The sequence below is a fragment of the Paenimyroides marinum genome (genome assembly GCF_900108395.1).
Classification (GTDB): Bacteria; Bacteroidota; Bacteroidia; order Flavobacteriales; family Flavobacteriaceae; genus Flavobacterium; species Flavobacterium marinum.
The window spans coordinates 18,271-34,321 of the sequence record NZ_FNXE01000001.1 but is presented as its reverse complement, the minus strand read 5'-3'; the positions used below and the strand labels follow the sequence as shown (position 1 = coordinate 34,321).

The window sequence follows — 16,051 nt, the reverse complement described above, 5'->3', positions numbered from 1 at the left end:
CATATTGAGTATTGAAGTGAGATAAAGATTATCAATATAACAAGGCGGTATTATTTTTTCATTGAGTGTCAACGTATTGAAAAACAGTCAAAATCAAATACGAACGCAGTGAGCGATTATTTGATTTACTGTTTAAAAGACAAGTTGACCAAAGAAAAAATACAACCTTGATTTTTTGGTTCTTTTGTATCAAGACAAAAGAACATATAACCTAAAACAAAAGAAACTATGCAAAATAGAACTACACAACGCAATCATTTAATGATTAACTTTTATTTTTTGTAACTACAAAACAAATAATTTGTAACATTTTCAGAAATTTGCATACTAACAGAAAAGATTAAATAACAATTAAAGAAATGAATTTTTTAAAAAATGTATTGGCAACATTCGTAGGGATCATCCTGTTTTGTATGGTGTCTTTTTTCTTGTTGCTGATTGTAGGTGTAGTTGCAGCGGCAGGTTCAGGCGGCTCGTCAAAATCAACAAAGAGTAATTCAATTATTAAATTAGATTTAGAAGATGTTTCCAACGATTATGGCGGAAGCATTTATATTGAAGATTTCGATTATAAAGAAACCAATAACGATGGTTTGATAAACGTTTTACAGGCAATTGAATATGCCAAAACCGATGATAAAATTAAAGGGATTTCAATAGAAAATAATTCCTCTTATTTAGGATTGACACAACGCAAAGCAATTGTTGATAAATTAAATGAATTTAAGAAAACCGGCAAATTCGTTGTAGCGTATTCCGATTTTTACACGCAAGGCGAATATTATTTGGCATCGGTAGCCGATACGGTTTATATGAACCCAATGGGAAGCATCGATTTTAAAGGTTTAGCATCCGAGGTTTTGTATATGAAAGATTTACAGGAAAAAACCGGAATTAAAATGGAAGTTATCCGTCACGGAAAATACAAAAGCGCCGTTGAACCGTTTTTACAGCAGCACATGAGTGATGAAAACCGTGAGCAATTAACCGTTCTTTTAAACTCTATGTGGGATGCCTATGTGGGCGATGTTGCTAAAAACCGTAAAATTTCGGTTGAAACCTTAAACGATATTGCAACCAACTTAAATGCACGTAATGCAAATTTAGCACTGCAGAATAAGTTAATCGATAAAATCGCATACATCGACCAATATCAAAACGGAATTAAAAAAGCATTAAACATAAAATATGACGATGACATCAACGAAATTGAAATTTTAGATTACATTAACGATGTTAATTTAAATATCAAGAAAATTTCTGCCAAAGACCAAATCGCGGTTATTTTTGCCCAAGGTGATATTAAAGAAGGCGAAGGAAATGTAAATACAATTGGCGAAGGATCTATTAACCGTGCGCTGAAGGCAGCCCGTAAAAACGACAAAATTAAAGCGGTTGTTTTACGTGTAAATTCTCCTGGGGGAAGTGCATTGACATCAGATATCATCTGGCGTGAAATTGAACTGACTAAAAAAGTGAAACCCGTAATTGTTTCAATGGGCGATGTGGCTGCATCGGGCGGATATTACATTTCGTGCAACGCAAATAAAATTTTTGCCGAACCGGGTACCATAACAGGGTCGATCGGCGTTTTTGGAATGATTCCTAACTTTAAAAATGTTGCTGAAAAATTTGGAGTAAATTCTGAAGTCGTTACCACACACGAAAACGCATTAGGGCATAGTTCTTTTAAAGACATGTCGCCGAAATACAGAGAAACCGTTACAGAAAGTATTGAAATTATTTACGATACATTCATTTCGCGCGTAGCAGAAGGAAGAAAAATGGATAAAACCAAAGTTGATGAAATTGCACAAGGCAGGGTTTGGACAGGAACCATGGCTAAGGAATTAGGCTTGGTTGATGAACTGGGAAGTTTAGATGACGCCATTACTTATGCCGCTAAATTAGTGAACAGTACCAATTATAAAGTTTCTCTTTATCCGGAATACAAAATAGAAATAGGCGATTTGTTCCGCAAGTTTTTAGGTCTGTCTGTTTCAAGTGTTAAAGAAGAGGTGATTAAAAATGAAATCGGAGCAGAAAATTACGAACTGTTACAACGTATGAATTACATCAAACAATCAGAAGGTGTTCAGGCAATGTTGCCTTATCAGTTGAACATCAAATAATTTAATGTTTACTTACTCAACGAAAAATCCTTTGGCGTAAACCAAAGGATTTTTTTATACAATCTCCGAATATAATTCTCCCCGATGAGGTTTTAAAACATCGCGTAATTTTCGCATCAACTCATCATTTACCACCATAAAAGCAATGCTGTGAAACTCGTTTATTTGTTCAAAACCGGTAATTTCAATCGGTAAGCGTTCTATCTGGATAAATTCTTTTAAATGAATTTCCTGATGTTCAGCGGTTTTCAATGCATCAGGACCTCTGAAATCCCAAATTAATTTTATCTGTCGTTCCATATTCTCAAAGTTTTCGTAAATTTAAAACAACCTTTTCAACAAATCTATAATTAACGTACTTTTGTAGTTTCAAATTTGCTTTATAAAAAAATGCCTCAAGAAATACAGTTACAAGTCCTTCCCGAAATAGCAGCAGCCAATCATTTGCTGGTAGATTTTGTTGCAAAGTTAACACATACGCCTGCAAACGAAATTCAGCACATTACCATTTTAAAACGTTCCATTGACGCCCGCCAGAAACAAGTGAAAATTAATTTAAAGGTTCAGGTATTTTTTCAGGGCGAAGATGTAGTGCATCGCAACATTGATTTTCCAACCTATAAAAATGTAAAAAAGGCACCGGTTGCCATTGTGGTCGGTGCAGGTCCTGCTGGTTATTTTGCGGCTTTGCAGTTGATAGAATTGGGTGTGAAACCCATTGTAATTGAACGTGGTAAAGAGGTACGTGGCCGGCGAAGAGATTTAAAAGCAATTAATCGGGATCATATGGTCAACCCCGATTCCAATTATTGTTTTGGCGAAGGAGGTGCAGGAACGTATTCCGACGGAAAATTATACACCCGCTCTAAAAAACGCGGTGATGTCAATCGTATTTTAGAATTATTGGTTGCTTTTGGTGCGTCACAGGATATTTTGGTAGAAGCACATCCGCATATAGGCACCAATAAACTGCCAAAAATTATGGAAGATATGCGTCATAAGATTATTGAATTTGGCGGAGAGATCTTATTTGAAAAACGGGTAACAGATTTTATAATCACCAATAATGAAATAAAAGGAGTTTTTTTGCACACGGGAGAAACTCTTGAAGCATATCAGGTCATTTTAGCAACAGGTCATTCCGCACGGGATATTTTTGAATTGTTAGACCGAAAAAAGGTTTTAATAGAGTCAAAACCGTTTGCATTGGGTGTACGTGCAGAGCATCCGCAGACGTTGATCGACAGCATTCAGTATTCATGCGATTTTCGTGGTGAATTTTTACCTCCGGCACCTTATTCCATTGTAAAACAGGTCAATGGTCGTGGGATGTATTCGTTTTGTATGTGCCCGGGTGGTGTTATTGCGCCATGTGCTACCGATGTGGAAGAAGTTGTTACCAACGGATGGTCGCCATCGAAACGCGATCAGGCAACGGCAAATTCAGGAATTGTAGTTGAATTGAAATTAGAGGATTTTAAACCTTATCAGAAATATGGGGCTTTGGCAGGAATGTATTTCCAGAAAGAAATAGAGCATACCGCCTGGAAGCTGGCAGGTAAAACGCAACAAGTGCCAGCACAGCGAATGGTTGATTTTTCTAATAAAAAAGTTTCTGAGTCATTACCTAAAACATCGTATGTTCCCGGAGTTGTTTCAACAGAATTAGGCGATGTTTTTCCAAAGTTTTTGACGGGAATCATGCGTCAGGGGTTTCAGGAATTTGGTAAAAACATGAAAGGCTATTTTACCAACGAAGCTATTTTACATGCCCCCGAAAGCAGAACATCGTCACCGGTACGTATCCCGAGAAACAATGAAACACTGGAACATCTGCAAATAAAAGGCTTGTACCCATGTGGCGAAGGTGCTGGTTATGCAGGCGGAATTATTTCTGCTGCGATTGATGGTGAAAAATGCGCCATAAAATGTGCCGAACAAATTTTTGGATATAGAAATTAAATAAATTAGTTTAGGTTGAGCTTTAAATAGCTTTAAGCCTTAAACATTAAACAAAACAAATAATGGAATTAAAATTAAACCGCCCGATTTGCTTTTTCGATTTAGAAACAACGGGAATAGATGTAGCAAAAGATAGAATTGTAGAAATAGCAATACTAAAAGTTTTTCCGAACGGAAATAAAGAAAGTAAAACCTGGTTGGTGAATCCTACAATTTCTATTCCTGCACATGCAACGGCAGTACACGGAATTACCAATGAAAAAGTGGCAAACGAACCAACATTTAAAGAACTGGCTTCACAGGTCTATAATATGATTAAAGATGCCGATTTGGCAGGATATAATTCTGATCGGTTCGATATTCCTTTATTGGCAGAAGAATTATTGCGCGCAGAAGTTGATTTTGATATGAAAAATCGTGTTTCTGTAGATGTTCAGACAATTTTTCATAAAAAAGAAGAGCGTACGTTGAGTGCCGCTTATAAATTTTATTGTCAAAAATCGTTAGAAAATGCCCATTCGGCGGCAGCTGATACCGAAGCTACGTACGAAATTTTAAAAGCACAATTAGATCATTACGATGATTTAGAAAACGATATGAAAGCACTTTCTACCTTCACTACGCGTAAAAAATCGGTTGATTTTGCAGGATTCATCGCCTTGAATGAAGAAGGACAAGAGATTTTTACCTTTGGAAAGCACAAAGGAGCTCTGGTTGATGATGTTCTGGATCGCGAACCCGGCTATTTTGGCTGGATACAAAATGCCGATTTCCCGTTATACACTAAAAAAGTGTTGACAGGTATTAAATTGCGAAAATTGACGAATAAGTTTTAAATATAAAACGTATGAAAATAATCTGCGTAGGACGTAATTATATCGACCATATCAATGAACTTTCTAACCAAAAACCAGAAGAGCCGGTCATTTTTATGAAACCTGATACATCGGTTTTAAACAACGGTTTTCCGTTTGTGATACCCGAATTTTCAAACGATGTACATCATGAATTGGAAGTGGTGGTAAAAATCAATAAAGTAGGGAAGTACATTCAACCAAAATTTGCTCATAAATATTACAGTCAGATTGGTCTGGGAATTGATTTTACAGCCAGAGATTTACAAGTAAAATTAAAACAAAAAGGACTGCCTTGGGAAATAGCCAAAAGCTTTGACGGCGCAACTGTTTTAGGAACTTTTGTTGATAAAGATCAGTTTGATGATTTGCAAAACCTATCATTTCAATTAGAAAAAAACAGAACGGTTGTTCAAAGCGGTAATACTCAGGATATGTTATGGAAAATTGACGAGCTTATTGCTTATGCATCACAATTTTTTACGTTAAAAACGGGTGACGTCATTTTTACAGGAACTCCGGCAGGTGTTACAAAAGTAAATCCCGGAGATGAATTAGAAGGCTTTCTGGAAGATCAAAAATTGTTAAGCGTAAAAGTGCTATAATGAAAGCGGCTATTGTTACCATTGGCGATGAATTGTTGATTGGGCAAGTAATTGATACCAACAGTGTTTTTATTGGTAGTATGTTAGAAGAGGTTGGTTGTTCTGTTATTGAAAAGGTAGCTGTTAAAGATACAGAAACAGCCATTTTTGAAACGATGAGTCGCTATCAAAATCAGGTAGATTTGGTCATTCTCACCGGCGGATTAGGTCCCACAAAAGACGATGTGACCAAAAAGACCTTTGCAAGGTATTTTGATGATGAGTTGGTATTACATAAAAAAGTTTTCCTCCACGTAAAACAGTTGATGGAACAATTTTACAAACGTCCCATTTCAGAAATGAATATTCAGCAGGCTTATGTTCCTTCAAAATGTAAGATTTTGTTTAATGAGGTTGGTACAGCTCCCGGAATGTTAATGGTTAAAGAGCAGACCACTTTTGTATCATTGCCCGGTGTACCTTACGAGATGAAGTATCTGGTAACCGAAAAATTACTACCTTATATTACAAAACACTTTCAATTAAACGCCATTGTTCACACCACCGTTTTAACCGCAGGAATAGGAGAGAGCCTTTTGGCAGAAAAGATAGAACAGTGGGAAAACAGTTTGTCTGCTCTTGATATAAAACTTTCGTATTTACCGCAATTCGGAATGGTTCGATTGAGATTGAGTAAAACCGGAACAGATGAAGAACAAATAAAGCAGCAAATTCATCATAAAATGGAAGAATTAGAGCAGCTGATCCCTGATTTTTTTATTGGAATATCTAACGCCTCTTCTTTATTAGATGAAGTTTCCCGATTATTGAAAGTACATCAGCTAACCATTGCCACGGCAGAAAGTTGCACCGGAGGAAGTATTGCCCGGCAGCTCACATCATTAGAAGGCTCGTCGGCTTATTTTAAAGGAAGTGCCGTAACGTATGCCACCGAATCAAAAGTGCAGGTGTTGGGAGTGCAGCAACATATAATTGATACCTTTAGCGTGGTAAGCGAAGAAGTAGCAAAAGAAATGGCAGTAGGGGTGAAAAAGTTGTTTCAAACAGATATTGCCGTTTCAACCACGGGCAATGCCGGGCCATTAAAAGGCGATTCCGAGAAAGAAGTAGGCACGGTTTGTATCGGAATTGCCACACCTGAAAAAACAGAAACAGTGACCTTTAATTTTGGTCAGCCCCGTTCTAAAGTGATTGAAGCAGCCGTTCATAAAGTATGGTTTTTGCTGTATCAATATTTAAAGCAGAAAAAATCGGCTATCTGATTCCTGACGACTGTCAACTGAAAAACAAAATATAAAAGAATAATTTGTTTAAATAAAAATTAATTTGTTACTTTGCACCCTGATTTTAAAAGTAAGAAATAATGTCAAGAGTTTGTCAAATTACAGGAAAGCGCGCGATGGTTGGAAACAACGTATCACACGCTATGAACAAAACTAAGAGAAAGTTTTCTGTTAACTTAGTAAAAAAGCGTTTCTACATCGCTGAAGAAGACAGATGGGTAACTTTAAAAGTATCTACATCTGCATTAAAAACAATTAACAAAAAAGGTATTGCAGCAGTTTTAAAAGAAGCTAAAGCAAACGGATTATTAAAGTAATTCAGTTCACCATTAAAATTTTATCAAGATGGCAAAGAAAGCAAAAGGAAACAGAATTCAGGTAATTTTAGAATGTACTGAGCATAAAGCAACTGGATTACCAGGTACATCACGTTACATTACAACAAAAAACAAAAAAAATACTCCGGATAGAATGGAAATCAAAAAATTCAATCCAATCTTAAAAAGAGTAACAGTTCATAAAGAAATTAAATAATTTTTGAGTCATGGCAAAGAAAACCGTAGCAACATTACAAGGAGGTTCTAAAAAATTAACCAAAGCTATTAAAATGGTTAAATCTCCAAAAACAGGAGCTTACACATTTGTTGAAGCAGTTATGGCTCCTGAATTAGTTGATGAATTTTTAAAACAAAAATAATCATTCAACAACAAGAAATTTTCAAAGATCACCTATTTTAGGTGATCTTTTTATTTTTACTATATATGATATTTGTCAAAGAATAATTTAATTAATATCAGTATATTTGTTACTTAAAAAATTGTAGAATATGAGTTTTTTTAAGCGTTTATTTTCATCTGAAAAAAAAGAAACACTTGATAAAGGGCTTGAAAAGTCAAAAACATCTTTTTTTGATAAATTGTCAAAAGCCGTTGCAGGAAAATCAAAAGTAGATGATGAGGTTTTAGATGATTTAGAGGATGTCTTAATTACTTCAGATGTTGGAGTAAACACCACCCTAAAAATCATTGACCGTATCGAAGAACGCGTTGCCCGCGATAAATACCTTGGAACAGATGAATTAAATAAAATTCTTCGCGAAGAAATTTCAGGATTGCTTTCTGAAACCCAATCTGGAGAAGCCACCGAATTTGAAATTCCAAAAGATAAAAAACCGTATGTAATTATGGTGGTTGGCGTAAACGGTGTTGGTAAAACAACAACTATTGGCAAGCTGGCGTATCAGTTTAAAAAAGCGGGTCACAAAGTAGTTTTAGGTGCGGCAGATACGTTTCGTGCTGCTGCAATTGATCAGTTGCAGATTTGGGCAGACCGCGTGGGCGTTCCCATCGTAAAACAACAAATGGGATCAGATCCTGCATCTGTGGCATTTGATACGTTAAAATCTGCTGTGGCTCAAAATGCAGATGTGGTCATTATCGATACTGCCGGACGTTTACATAACAAAATCAACCTGATGAATGAGTTGACCAAAGTTAAACGCGTGATGCAAAAAGTTGTTGGTGATGCGCCGCACGATGTAATGTTGGTTTTAGACGGATCTACCGGACAAAATGCTTTTGAACAAGCCAAACAATTTACTGCAGCAACCGAAGTTTCATCATTAGCGGTTACCAAATTAGACGGAACGGCAAAAGGTGGTGTAGTTATCGGTATCTCTGACCAATTCCAAATTCCTGTGAAATACATCGGAGTAGGCGAGGGAATCGAAGATTTACAGGTTTTTAATAAGTACGAATTCGTAGACTCATTCTTTAAATAATGAAAAAAGTAATTAGTTTCATCGTATTCGCTGTTATTGTAGTTTCCTGTTCAAAACCAATTTCTACTGAAGAATTAAAAAATTTAAACGGATATTGGGAAATCAGTGAAGTAAAGACAGTCGATGGCAATACCAAGAAGTTTCAGTCAAACAACAATGTCGATTTTTTTGAGTTGAAAGATTTAAAAGGAATCCGCACTAAAGTAATTCCACAATTAGACGGAAAAAAACAATCAAACGGTATTCAGGAACATTTTTCAGTAATTGATTCGGCTAATGCCACTTATTTAAAATACACTACCGAATATGCCAAATGGACAGAAAAAGTAGAGAAATTATCTGCTGATGTGCTGGTCATCATCAACGCAAACGATATAAAATATACATATAAACGATTTACACCCATTGAGATAAATGAACAATAAAAAATTCAATCCTTATAAAAGATTACACGAAGGATCTTCGGTGCAAAACGTACTGGGTAAAATGATCGAGGGGTACAATCTGGAAAAGGGGTTTGATAAATTAAACGTTCGCGAAGCCTGGATAAAACTATTGGGGCCCGGTGTAGCAAGTTACACCAATTTGGTAGAACTGCGTAGAGATACGCTTTTTGTATCGCTTTCTTCAGATGTTTTAAGAGAAGAATTAAGCTACGGAATTGATAAAATCATCTGTATGATTAATGAAGATCTGGGAAAGGAAGTTGTAAAAAAAATAATCTTAAGGTAAACTCATAAATTTTATGAGTTTTTTTTACGTGTTTTGTTTTTTATTTGTATATTCGGTTAAAATACAAAACATTATGAAAAGAAAAATACTTTTAGCAACAGTTTTATTTGCATCGTTAAGCGTTTTTGCACAAAAGTTTGAAAACCGTGCCTCTTTTTGGGCAAAACCGGGTAATACAGAAAACACCAAACAAATATTTGGCAAAGCCACGACAGACAATCAGTCCAATCAATCGTTAACAACATCAATCGGAGCAGGAAGCTCAAATTTTTATGTGGTTTTTAAATCAGAAGACCAAGTAGAAAAAGATTTGATGGATTTTACATTCACTTGTTATCAACATACCTTGACTACGCACAATATTAATTATACAGATGTGCAAAAAGTGGAAGAGAAAAGACGTACAGGTGCTATTGTAAAATACGGTTTCGATTTTCCTAATGCAAACGGCGATAAAAATTACGTAACCATTGTTGACCAGCCAAACGATTTAACAAATGTGTACGAGGTTATTTATGTAAACGATGCTTTCACAGAATTAGACCATCAGCAAATTCAAACTTATTTATCGGTGAATTATGGAATTTCGTTAATAAATTCAGGGAATTATTTTGATGTCAACGGAAAACAAATCTGGAACAACAACTTAAACCCTCAATACAATAACGCCATTACCGGTTTAGGCCGCAGCGATTATTTTAAATTGAATAAGACTGAAACAGTAAATTCTGTTGACAAACGATTAGAAATCCGTACCACTGATTTTAATGATAACGAGTATTTGTTTATTGGTTCAAATAACGAAAACAACGCTTTTGAACAATCAAACGGATATGAAATTTTACAATCATCTTGGTTGGTACAAACAAATACAAAATCAAATTTAACCACTATTAAAGTAAATTTAGGTAATGCGTTAAAATCAACCGGAACGTATGAATTGTTAATCAATCCACAGGCAACCGAATTTGTAAATAACGAGCATGTTTTAAAAGTACAGGGTAAAGTTGATGGAACGTACTTGGTTTTTGAAAACGTGTTATTTGATGCAGACGGCAATGGTTTCGATACGTTTTCTATTGGATATACAACCACAGCAAAAGAAAGTATAAAACCAGAGGTTGTTTCTGCAAACACATCTCGTGTAAATGCTTATCCAAACCCGGCAAACATCAATGAAACAGTCAGCGTATCTTATAATTTTGGCAAAGCTACTAATTTAAATATTCACGTATTCACGGTTGATGGCAAGCTCATTAGCAAAAAAGAAATCAATAACATTGATCATTATGTTTTTGATACTAAATTTAATGCAACCGGCGTATATTTAATTGTATCGACTTATAACGGAGAAGTGTCCACAAATAAAATAGTTGTCAAATAAGTAAATTTAAGTTCGTTTAAAACGCCCTTTTTGCAAAGGGTGTTTTTTATTCGTATTAATTGTAGTAAATTTGAATTTTACTTTAGTACGATATGACAGCCGAAGAACAAGTGATTTTAGTGAATGAAAACGATGAGCCTATTGGTTTGATGGAAAAGATCGAAGCTCATAAAAAAGCGTTGCTGCACAGAGCCTTTTCGGTTTTTATTTTAAACAATAAAAATCAAATAATGTTGCAACAGCGTGCTGCAGGCAAGTATCATTCCCCTTTATTATGGACCAACACTTGTTGCAGTCATCAGCGCAAAGGAGAGACCAATATTCAGGCAGGTAAACGACGATTACGTGAAGAAATGGGCTTTTCGGCAGAATTAAAAGAATTGTTTTCATTTATTTACAAAGCCCCGTTTGACAATGGTTTAACCGAACACGAGTTAGATCACGTAATGATTGGATATTTTAATGAACAGCCGGCAATTAATACAGAAGAAGTAGAAAACTGGAAATGGATGGATATCGAAGAAATTAAAGAAGATATGCAGCAACATCCTGAAATTTATACCGCCTGGTTTAAAATTATTTTTGAGAAGTTTTATCACTTTATCGAGGCACAGAAAATTTAATCTATGAGAGTTACCGTTTGCAGAAAAGCACATTTTAACGCCGCACACCGTTTGTATCGTAAAGATTGGACAGATGAAAAAAATCAGGAAATTTTTGGTAAATGTAACAATCCAAATTTCCACGGGCACAATTATGAGTTAATTGTAGAAGTAACAGGAACGGTGAATCCGGAAACAGGTTATGTGATTGATATTAAAGATTTAAGCGATATGATTTATGAAGAAGTAGAACTTCCGTTCGATCATAAAAATTTGAATCTTGATGTACCGGAATTTCAAGAATTAAATCCCACGGCAGAACACATAGCTTATGTAATTTGGCATAAAATACGCAAACGACTTCCTTTAAAATTAGATTTGGAAATCATTTTGTACGAAACGCCGCGAAATTTCGTAAAGTATTGCGGTTTATAATAATTTTAGAAAAATCATTTAATAAAATTTGTAAATTGCACACTTAATTTTACGCGAACGTATTTAATTTGAATTCAACAAAACAACATATAAATAATCCACTAAACACTACCGGTTTTAAGAGTTATCCACTTCATTTTCAGCCTATTTTTAAAGAGCGGATTTGGGGTGGCAATAAATTACAATCGATAGGAAAAAAACTTCCGGGCAATAACATTGGCGAAAGTTGGGAAATTTCTATGATAGATACCGATGTTAATATCATTACTGATGGTGTTTATCAAGGAAAATCATTGGCAGAATTGATTGATTTGTATCCAAACGAAATATTGGGAACCAAAGTATATCAAAAATACGGTAAACAATTTCCTTTGCTTTTTAAGTTTTTAGATGCAAAAACCGATTTGTCTATTCAGTTACATCCAAATGATGAATTAGCAAAAAAACGTCACAATTCTTTCGGAAAAACAGAGATGTGGTACATTATGCAGGCAGATGAAAATGCACGCATAATCTTGGGTTTTAAGAACGACAGTTCGTCAGAAGAATATCTGGAACATTTAGAAAATAAAAGTCTGCCAAGCGTTTTGCAAGAATATTACGTTAAAAAAGGCGACGTGTTTTTCATAGAAACCGGAACAATTCACGCTATTGGCGGTGGTGTCTTACTGGCAGAAATCCAACAAACATCAGACATTACTTATAGAGTATATGATTGGGATCGGGTAGATGAGCAGGGAAAGGCACGGGAACTTCATGTTGATTTAGCTTTAGAAGCTATTCATTATGGAAAAAGAAATCCAAAAATAGAATATGTAAAGCAAGAAGATCAATCCGTAGAATTGGTAGACTGTCCTTTTTTTACCACAAAGATTATTTCTTTAACCACAGTTTATAAGGTTCAAAAAAGTAACGATTGTTTTTTGGTGTACATTTGTACCGAAGGAAGCGCAAAATTGTCTATAGATCAAGAATCTTTTGATATTAAACAAGGAGAAACCATCTTGGTTCCGGCACAATTAAGCCAATTTGAATTAAAAGGAGAAGCAACATTATTAGAAGTATTTATAAATAAAATATAATTATTATGGCAAACATTAGAAATTTAAAAAAAGATATCAATTTTGTTTTAGGAGATATTATAGAAGCAGTTTACATTTGGGAGATGTCAACATCAGGAAAACCAACAAATGAATCTGAAGCAATTATAGATGAAGCAATTGAAAAATTTGATTCGTTAATTGCTCGTGTAAATGATAAAAAAGCTGAAAACAAAAAAGCACATTACAAAGCAATTTATTCAGATTTAGAAGAAACTGCTACTCAATTAGTTGAAAAAATTAATGCGTTATAGTTAAAAAAAACTGATAAAAAAAGTTACGGTAGCTCTTGCAAAATCAAAAAACAGCAGTATATTTGCAACCGTAAATGAGTCGCCTCTGTAGCTCAGCTGGCTAGAGCAGCTGATTTGTAATCAGCAGGTCGTGGGTTCGAGTCCCTCCAGAGGCTCCGGTTCTTAAAAATAAATTGAAAATATTGTATATGCCTCTGTAGCTCAGCTGGCTAGAGCAGCTGATTTGTAATCAGCAGGTCGTGGGTTCGAGTCCCTCCAGAGGCTCCGGTTCTTAAAAATAAATTGAAAATACATTTTATGCCTCTGTAGCTCAGCTGGCTAGAGCAGCTGATTTGTAATCAGCAGGTCGTGGGTTCGAGTCCCTCTAGAGGCTCTGTAATTTAAAAAAAAACAGCTTAGATTTTTCTAAGCTGTTTTTTGTTTTATTATGAATTGTGGGACTTAATTTTTTTTAGAAAGAACTAACTTACTTTCCCTTAAAAAATATAATGGTATTGTGGATCAAATATAATACGTAATGTTTTTTTATATTGGTATTAAATTTATTATAAGACATTCAGTAAAAAGCCCAAAAATTAAACAATTTTTGGGGCTTTTTTAAGCTTTTTAATAGATCCCTAATATCCTTTTCCAGAAAGGTTTATCTTCTATTTTAGAGCCATAGCCATAACCGTAGCCATAACCATAACCTTTTGTAACATCTGAATCATTTAATACTAATGTTAATTTGCTTAGTTTGTTTTCTCTGTATAGCTCGTTTGGAATTCGCAACATTTCCTTGTCAATTTTATTTGCTCTGACTACATAAATAGTTGCATCAGCGTATTTACTAATCAAAAGAGTATCGGTTACTAAACTTACCGGAGCTGTATCGACAATAATGTAATCGTATTGAGTTTTTAACTGATCAAAAATATCTTTTATTTTCTTATTCATTAAAATTTCAGTCGGATTTGGAGGAATTGATCCAGACGATAAAACATCAAAATTTTTGTAACCCTCTACTGGAATGATATAATCATTTAAACTTTTTCCATTTGAAGTGATATAATTAGATACCCCTAAAGGATTTACTTTTATATACTCATATATTTTAGGATTTCTTAAATCTAATCCCATTAACAATACTTTTTTCTCAGATAAAGAAAAAGTAGCCGCTAAATTTGCTGAAACAAAAGTTTTTCCTTCTCCTGAGATAGTTGAAGTTAAAAAGATAACTTTACATTCATCTTCGTTTTTATCAGATAAAATAAAATCTAAATTTGTTCTAACAATTCTAATAGCTTCTGCAGCACTTGATCTGCTACTTAATTCCATTAACTGGTCACTTGTTTCAGATGTTGGTATATCACCCAAAAACGGAATATTTGAATTATCTGTAATATCAAATCGGGTTTTAATTTTTGTATCTAAAAGATTCTGGATATAGATTACAATAAATGGTATTAATGCACCTAAGATTAAAGCCGCTAATAAAACGATCATTGTTTTTGGAGCTACGGGTTTGTCGGTAGCAATAGCTTTATCAATTACTTTTGCGTTTAAATCTGTTGCCGCTAATGTAATGTTTGTCTCTTCTCTTTTTTGAAGCAGGAATAAATACAAAGCCTCTTTTACTTTTTGTTGGCGGTCAATAATTCTAAACTCGCGTTCTTGCTTTGGAACTTGTGACAGTTTAGATTGCATCTCGCTTTCCTGACGTTTATAATCATTTCTGATTATTTGTAGCGAACTTAGATTTCTTTTTAAACTTGCAACCAAATTTGATTTTAATGAACGGATTTGTTGTTCTAACTGAATGTAATTTGTGTTTTCTGAAGTAGCACTAACTGATATTCTCTGTTTTTCAAGAATGAGCTGATTGATTTCCTGAATCAAACCTTCTGATGAAACATCGCTTGCTAATAATCCCGAAGGAACCAAATCATCATATTTTGTTTTTGCAATATGATTAATTACTTCATTAACAATGTTAATTTTAGTTTCGTTTTCTAATGCAGATTTTTCTACTGAAGATAATTTGTCTAAATACAATTTTACTTCTGTTTCTATATCGGATAAGGTATTTGTTTTTTTGTATCCTTCAACTTGCGATTCAACATCACCTAATTCTTCTGCTATTAAAAGTAATCGGTCTGAAATAAAATTAGCTGTATTTTCAGATATAAACCTTTTATCTTTAATACCGGCTAAATTATAATTAAATATTAATGTGTTTAAGAAATCGGCAGCTTTTTCAGGTGTTTGATCTATTATTGAAACATCGATTACGCTTGATGTCTTGCTACTTGGTGCAACATTTAAGTTTTTCTGGTACGCTTCTGCTTGCTGCATCTTTGGAAACACATTGATTTGTATTTCACTAATTTCACCAATCGGCATTAAGCTATTAATGACAAAAGTTCCGAATTCTGATTTTATTGATTTTCCAAAGGTACTTTTGCCTATTTTTTGGTCATTTACAGATACATTAAACGAATTTTCTTCAAAATTGCTGATTTGAATAGTTATTACCTCTGTAACGTTATGTTCGTTCCAAACAAGTTTAACGGGTGTATTTTTATATAAATCCTTAGCAACAACTTGTGAATTGTCAATGTATTGAATATTAAAATTTAATGAGTCTAACGTGTTGTAAATTAATGTTCTTGATTTTAAAATTTCAATTTCGTTCTCAATATTATTTTTGCCGTTACCTAAGATGCTCATTTCTGAAAAAGCACTTAACTGATTCGCTAAATCATTGCTTTTTTCATCTTTAATCAAAATTTTAGTGGCTATATTATAGCTTTTAGGTGTAAATTTTAAATATAATACCGCACAGATAAGAGTTAAAAAAACACTTAATACAAACCATCTCCAATGTGATAAATATTTAAATAACTCTTCTTTTAAATTAATTGTATTATCTTGTTCTTCAATCATGG

The 16,051-nt window shown here is 34.2% G+C and carries 18 protein-coding genes and 3 tRNA genes; 19 read left to right on the top strand and 2 right to left on the bottom strand.

Annotated elements, in window-relative coordinates; all coding sequences use genetic code 11:
- Positions 1-359 precede the first annotated feature (359 nt).
- Positions 360-2,132 carry a signal peptide peptidase SppA gene (gene sppA, locus BLW20_RS00195; RefSeq protein ID WP_091095101.1) on the top strand — a complete coding sequence of 591 codons (1,773 nt, stop codon included), beginning with the start codon at positions 360-362 and terminating at the stop codon, positions 2,130-2,132.
- A 54-nt stretch (positions 2,133-2,186) separates the two neighbouring features.
- Here sppA and BLW20_RS00190 read toward each other — a convergent pair whose 3' ends face one another.
- Positions 2,187-2,432 (bottom strand): hypothetical protein, encoded by a 246-nt coding sequence (locus BLW20_RS00190; RefSeq protein WP_091095099.1) that lies wholly within the window; start codon positions 2,430-2,432, stop codon positions 2,187-2,189.
- A 90-nt stretch (positions 2,433-2,522) separates the two neighbouring features.
- Between BLW20_RS00190 and BLW20_RS00185 the strand changes: the two genes are divergently transcribed.
- The 18 genes from BLW20_RS00185 (at position 2,523) to BLW20_RS00100 (ending at position 13,497) form a co-directional block, all read left to right on the top strand.
- Positions 2,523-4,094: an NAD(P)/FAD-dependent oxidoreductase gene (locus BLW20_RS00185; RefSeq protein ID WP_091095097.1), complete on the top strand. Its 1,572-nt coding sequence runs from the start codon at positions 2,523-2,525 to the stop codon at positions 4,092-4,094.
- A gap of 62 nt (positions 4,095-4,156) precedes the next feature.
- Positions 4,157-4,930, top strand: a complete 774-nt coding sequence (locus BLW20_RS00180) for a 3'-5' exonuclease (protein ID WP_091095095.1) — start codon at positions 4,157-4,159, stop codon at positions 4,928-4,930.
- 11 nt (positions 4,931-4,941) lie between these two features.
- Complete coding sequence (locus BLW20_RS00175) at positions 4,942-5,553, top strand: fumarylacetoacetate hydrolase family protein (protein WP_091095093.1); 612 nt, start codon at positions 4,942-4,944, stop codon at positions 5,551-5,553.
- Positions 5,553-6,815, top strand: coding sequence for a CinA family nicotinamide mononucleotide deamidase-related protein (locus BLW20_RS00170; protein WP_091095091.1), 1,263 nt, complete (start codon positions 5,553-5,555; stop codon positions 6,813-6,815). The genes BLW20_RS00175 and BLW20_RS00170 overlap by 1 nt, the downstream gene beginning before the upstream one ends.
- A 101-nt stretch (positions 6,816-6,916) precedes the next feature.
- Positions 6,917-7,153, top strand: coding sequence for a 50S ribosomal protein L28 (gene rpmB / locus BLW20_RS00165; RefSeq protein ID WP_091095089.1), 237 nt, complete (start codon positions 6,917-6,919; stop codon positions 7,151-7,153).
- 28 nt (positions 7,154-7,181) lie between these two features.
- A complete protein-coding gene (gene rpmG / locus BLW20_RS00160) occupies positions 7,182-7,370 on the top strand; it encodes a 50S ribosomal protein L33 (protein WP_091095086.1) in 189 nt (62 codons plus the stop codon).
- Between the two features lie 10 nt (positions 7,371-7,380).
- The gene (locus tag BLW20_RS00155; protein WP_091095084.1) at positions 7,381-7,533 is read left to right on the top strand and encodes a DUF4295 domain-containing protein; all 153 of its coding nucleotides are present in this window, start codon (positions 7,381-7,383) and stop codon (positions 7,531-7,533) included.
- A gap of 130 nt (positions 7,534-7,663) precedes the next feature.
- Entirely contained in the window at positions 7,664-8,617 is a 954-nt protein-coding gene (gene ftsY, locus BLW20_RS00150; RefSeq protein WP_091095082.1) for a signal recognition particle-docking protein FtsY, read from the top strand.
- Positions 8,617-9,042 carry a hypothetical protein gene (locus tag BLW20_RS00145; protein ID WP_091095080.1) on the top strand — a complete coding sequence of 142 codons (426 nt, stop codon included), beginning with the start codon at positions 8,617-8,619 and terminating at the stop codon, positions 9,040-9,042. Before ftsY ends, BLW20_RS00145 begins: the two co-directional genes overlap by 1 nt.
- On the top strand, positions 9,032-9,349 hold the full coding sequence (locus tag BLW20_RS00140; protein ID WP_091095078.1) for a DciA family protein: 318 nt from the start codon (positions 9,032-9,034) through the stop codon (positions 9,347-9,349). Before BLW20_RS00145 ends, BLW20_RS00140 begins: the two co-directional genes overlap by 11 nt.
- A 73-nt stretch (positions 9,350-9,422) precedes the next feature.
- Positions 9,423-10,733, top strand: a complete 1,311-nt coding sequence (locus tag BLW20_RS00135; protein ID WP_177165002.1) for a T9SS type A sorting domain-containing protein — start codon at positions 9,423-9,425, stop codon at positions 10,731-10,733.
- 92 nt (positions 10,734-10,825) lie between these two features.
- The gene (gene idi, locus BLW20_RS00130) at positions 10,826-11,356 is read left to right on the top strand and encodes an isopentenyl-diphosphate Delta-isomerase (protein WP_091095074.1); all 531 of its coding nucleotides are present in this window, start codon (positions 10,826-10,828) and stop codon (positions 11,354-11,356) included.
- Positions 11,357-11,359: 3 nt separating this feature from the next.
- Positions 11,360-11,770, top strand: coding sequence for a 6-pyruvoyl trahydropterin synthase family protein (locus BLW20_RS00125; protein WP_091095073.1), 411 nt, complete (start codon positions 11,360-11,362; stop codon positions 11,768-11,770).
- A 68-nt stretch (positions 11,771-11,838) separates the two neighbouring features.
- Positions 11,839-12,852, top strand: a complete 1,014-nt coding sequence (locus BLW20_RS00120; RefSeq protein WP_245725251.1) for a type I phosphomannose isomerase catalytic subunit — start codon at positions 11,839-11,841, stop codon at positions 12,850-12,852.
- Positions 12,853-12,857: 5 nt separating this feature from the next.
- Positions 12,858-13,124, top strand: coding sequence for a hypothetical protein (locus BLW20_RS00115; protein ID WP_091095071.1), 267 nt, complete (start codon positions 12,858-12,860; stop codon positions 13,122-13,124).
- Positions 13,125-13,205: 81 nt separating this feature from the next.
- Positions 13,206-13,279, top strand: a tRNA-Thr gene (locus BLW20_RS00110).
- Between the two features lie 35 nt (positions 13,280-13,314).
- Positions 13,315-13,388 (top strand) — tRNA-Thr (locus BLW20_RS00105).
- A gap of 35 nt (positions 13,389-13,423) precedes the next feature.
- A tRNA-Thr gene (locus tag BLW20_RS00100) sits at positions 13,424-13,497 on the top strand.
- A 233-nt stretch (positions 13,498-13,730) separates the two neighbouring features.
- Here the strand turns inward: BLW20_RS00100 and BLW20_RS00095 are convergent.
- A complete protein-coding gene (locus BLW20_RS00095; RefSeq protein ID WP_091095069.1) occupies positions 13,731-16,049 on the bottom strand; it encodes a GumC family protein in 2,319 nt (772 codons plus the stop codon).
- Between the last annotated feature and the right edge of the window lie 2 nt (positions 16,050-16,051).

Excerpts from the sequence above, each read along its gene's own strand:
- BLW20_RS00140 (WP_091095078.1), top strand. The coding sequence starts at position 9,032 with ATGAACAATAAAAAATTCAATCCTTATAAAAGATTACACGAAGGATCT.
- BLW20_RS00190 (WP_091095099.1), bottom strand. The coding sequence starts at position 2,432 with ATGGAACGACAGATAAAATTAATTTGGGATTTCAGAGGTCCTGATGCA.
- idi (WP_091095074.1), top strand. The coding sequence starts at position 10,826 with ATGACAGCCGAAGAACAAGTGATTTTAGTGAATGAAAACGATGAGCCT.
- BLW20_RS00095 (WP_091095069.1), bottom strand. The coding sequence starts at position 16,049 with ATGATTGAAGAACAAGATAATACAATTAATTTAAAAGAAGAGTTATTT.
- rpmB (WP_091095089.1), top strand. The coding sequence starts at position 6,917 with ATGTCAAGAGTTTGTCAAATTACAGGAAAGCGCGCGATGGTTGGAAAC.
- BLW20_RS00125 (WP_091095073.1), top strand. The coding sequence starts at position 11,360 with ATGAGAGTTACCGTTTGCAGAAAAGCACATTTTAACGCCGCACACCGT.
- BLW20_RS00185 (WP_091095097.1), top strand. The coding sequence starts at position 2,523 with ATGCCTCAAGAAATACAGTTACAAGTCCTTCCCGAAATAGCAGCAGCC.
- BLW20_RS00155 (WP_091095084.1), top strand. The coding sequence starts at position 7,381 with ATGGCAAAGAAAACCGTAGCAACATTACAAGGAGGTTCTAAAAAATTA.
- BLW20_RS00180 (WP_091095095.1), top strand. The coding sequence starts at position 4,157 with ATGGAATTAAAATTAAACCGCCCGATTTGCTTTTTCGATTTAGAAACA.
- sppA (WP_091095101.1), top strand. The coding sequence starts at position 360 with ATGAATTTTTTAAAAAATGTATTGGCAACATTCGTAGGGATCATCCTG.
- BLW20_RS00135 (WP_177165002.1), top strand. The coding sequence starts at position 9,423 with ATGAAAAGAAAAATACTTTTAGCAACAGTTTTATTTGCATCGTTAAGC.
- ftsY (WP_091095082.1), top strand. The coding sequence starts at position 7,664 with ATGAGTTTTTTTAAGCGTTTATTTTCATCTGAAAAAAAAGAAACACTT.
- rpmG (WP_091095086.1), top strand. The coding sequence starts at position 7,182 with ATGGCAAAGAAAGCAAAAGGAAACAGAATTCAGGTAATTTTAGAATGT.
- BLW20_RS00175 (WP_091095093.1), top strand. The coding sequence starts at position 4,942 with ATGAAAATAATCTGCGTAGGACGTAATTATATCGACCATATCAATGAA.
- BLW20_RS00170 (WP_091095091.1), top strand. The coding sequence starts at position 5,553 with ATGAAAGCGGCTATTGTTACCATTGGCGATGAATTGTTGATTGGGCAA.
- BLW20_RS00145 (WP_091095080.1), top strand. The coding sequence starts at position 8,617 with ATGAAAAAAGTAATTAGTTTCATCGTATTCGCTGTTATTGTAGTTTCC.
- BLW20_RS00115 (WP_091095071.1), top strand. The coding sequence starts at position 12,858 with ATGGCAAACATTAGAAATTTAAAAAAAGATATCAATTTTGTTTTAGGA.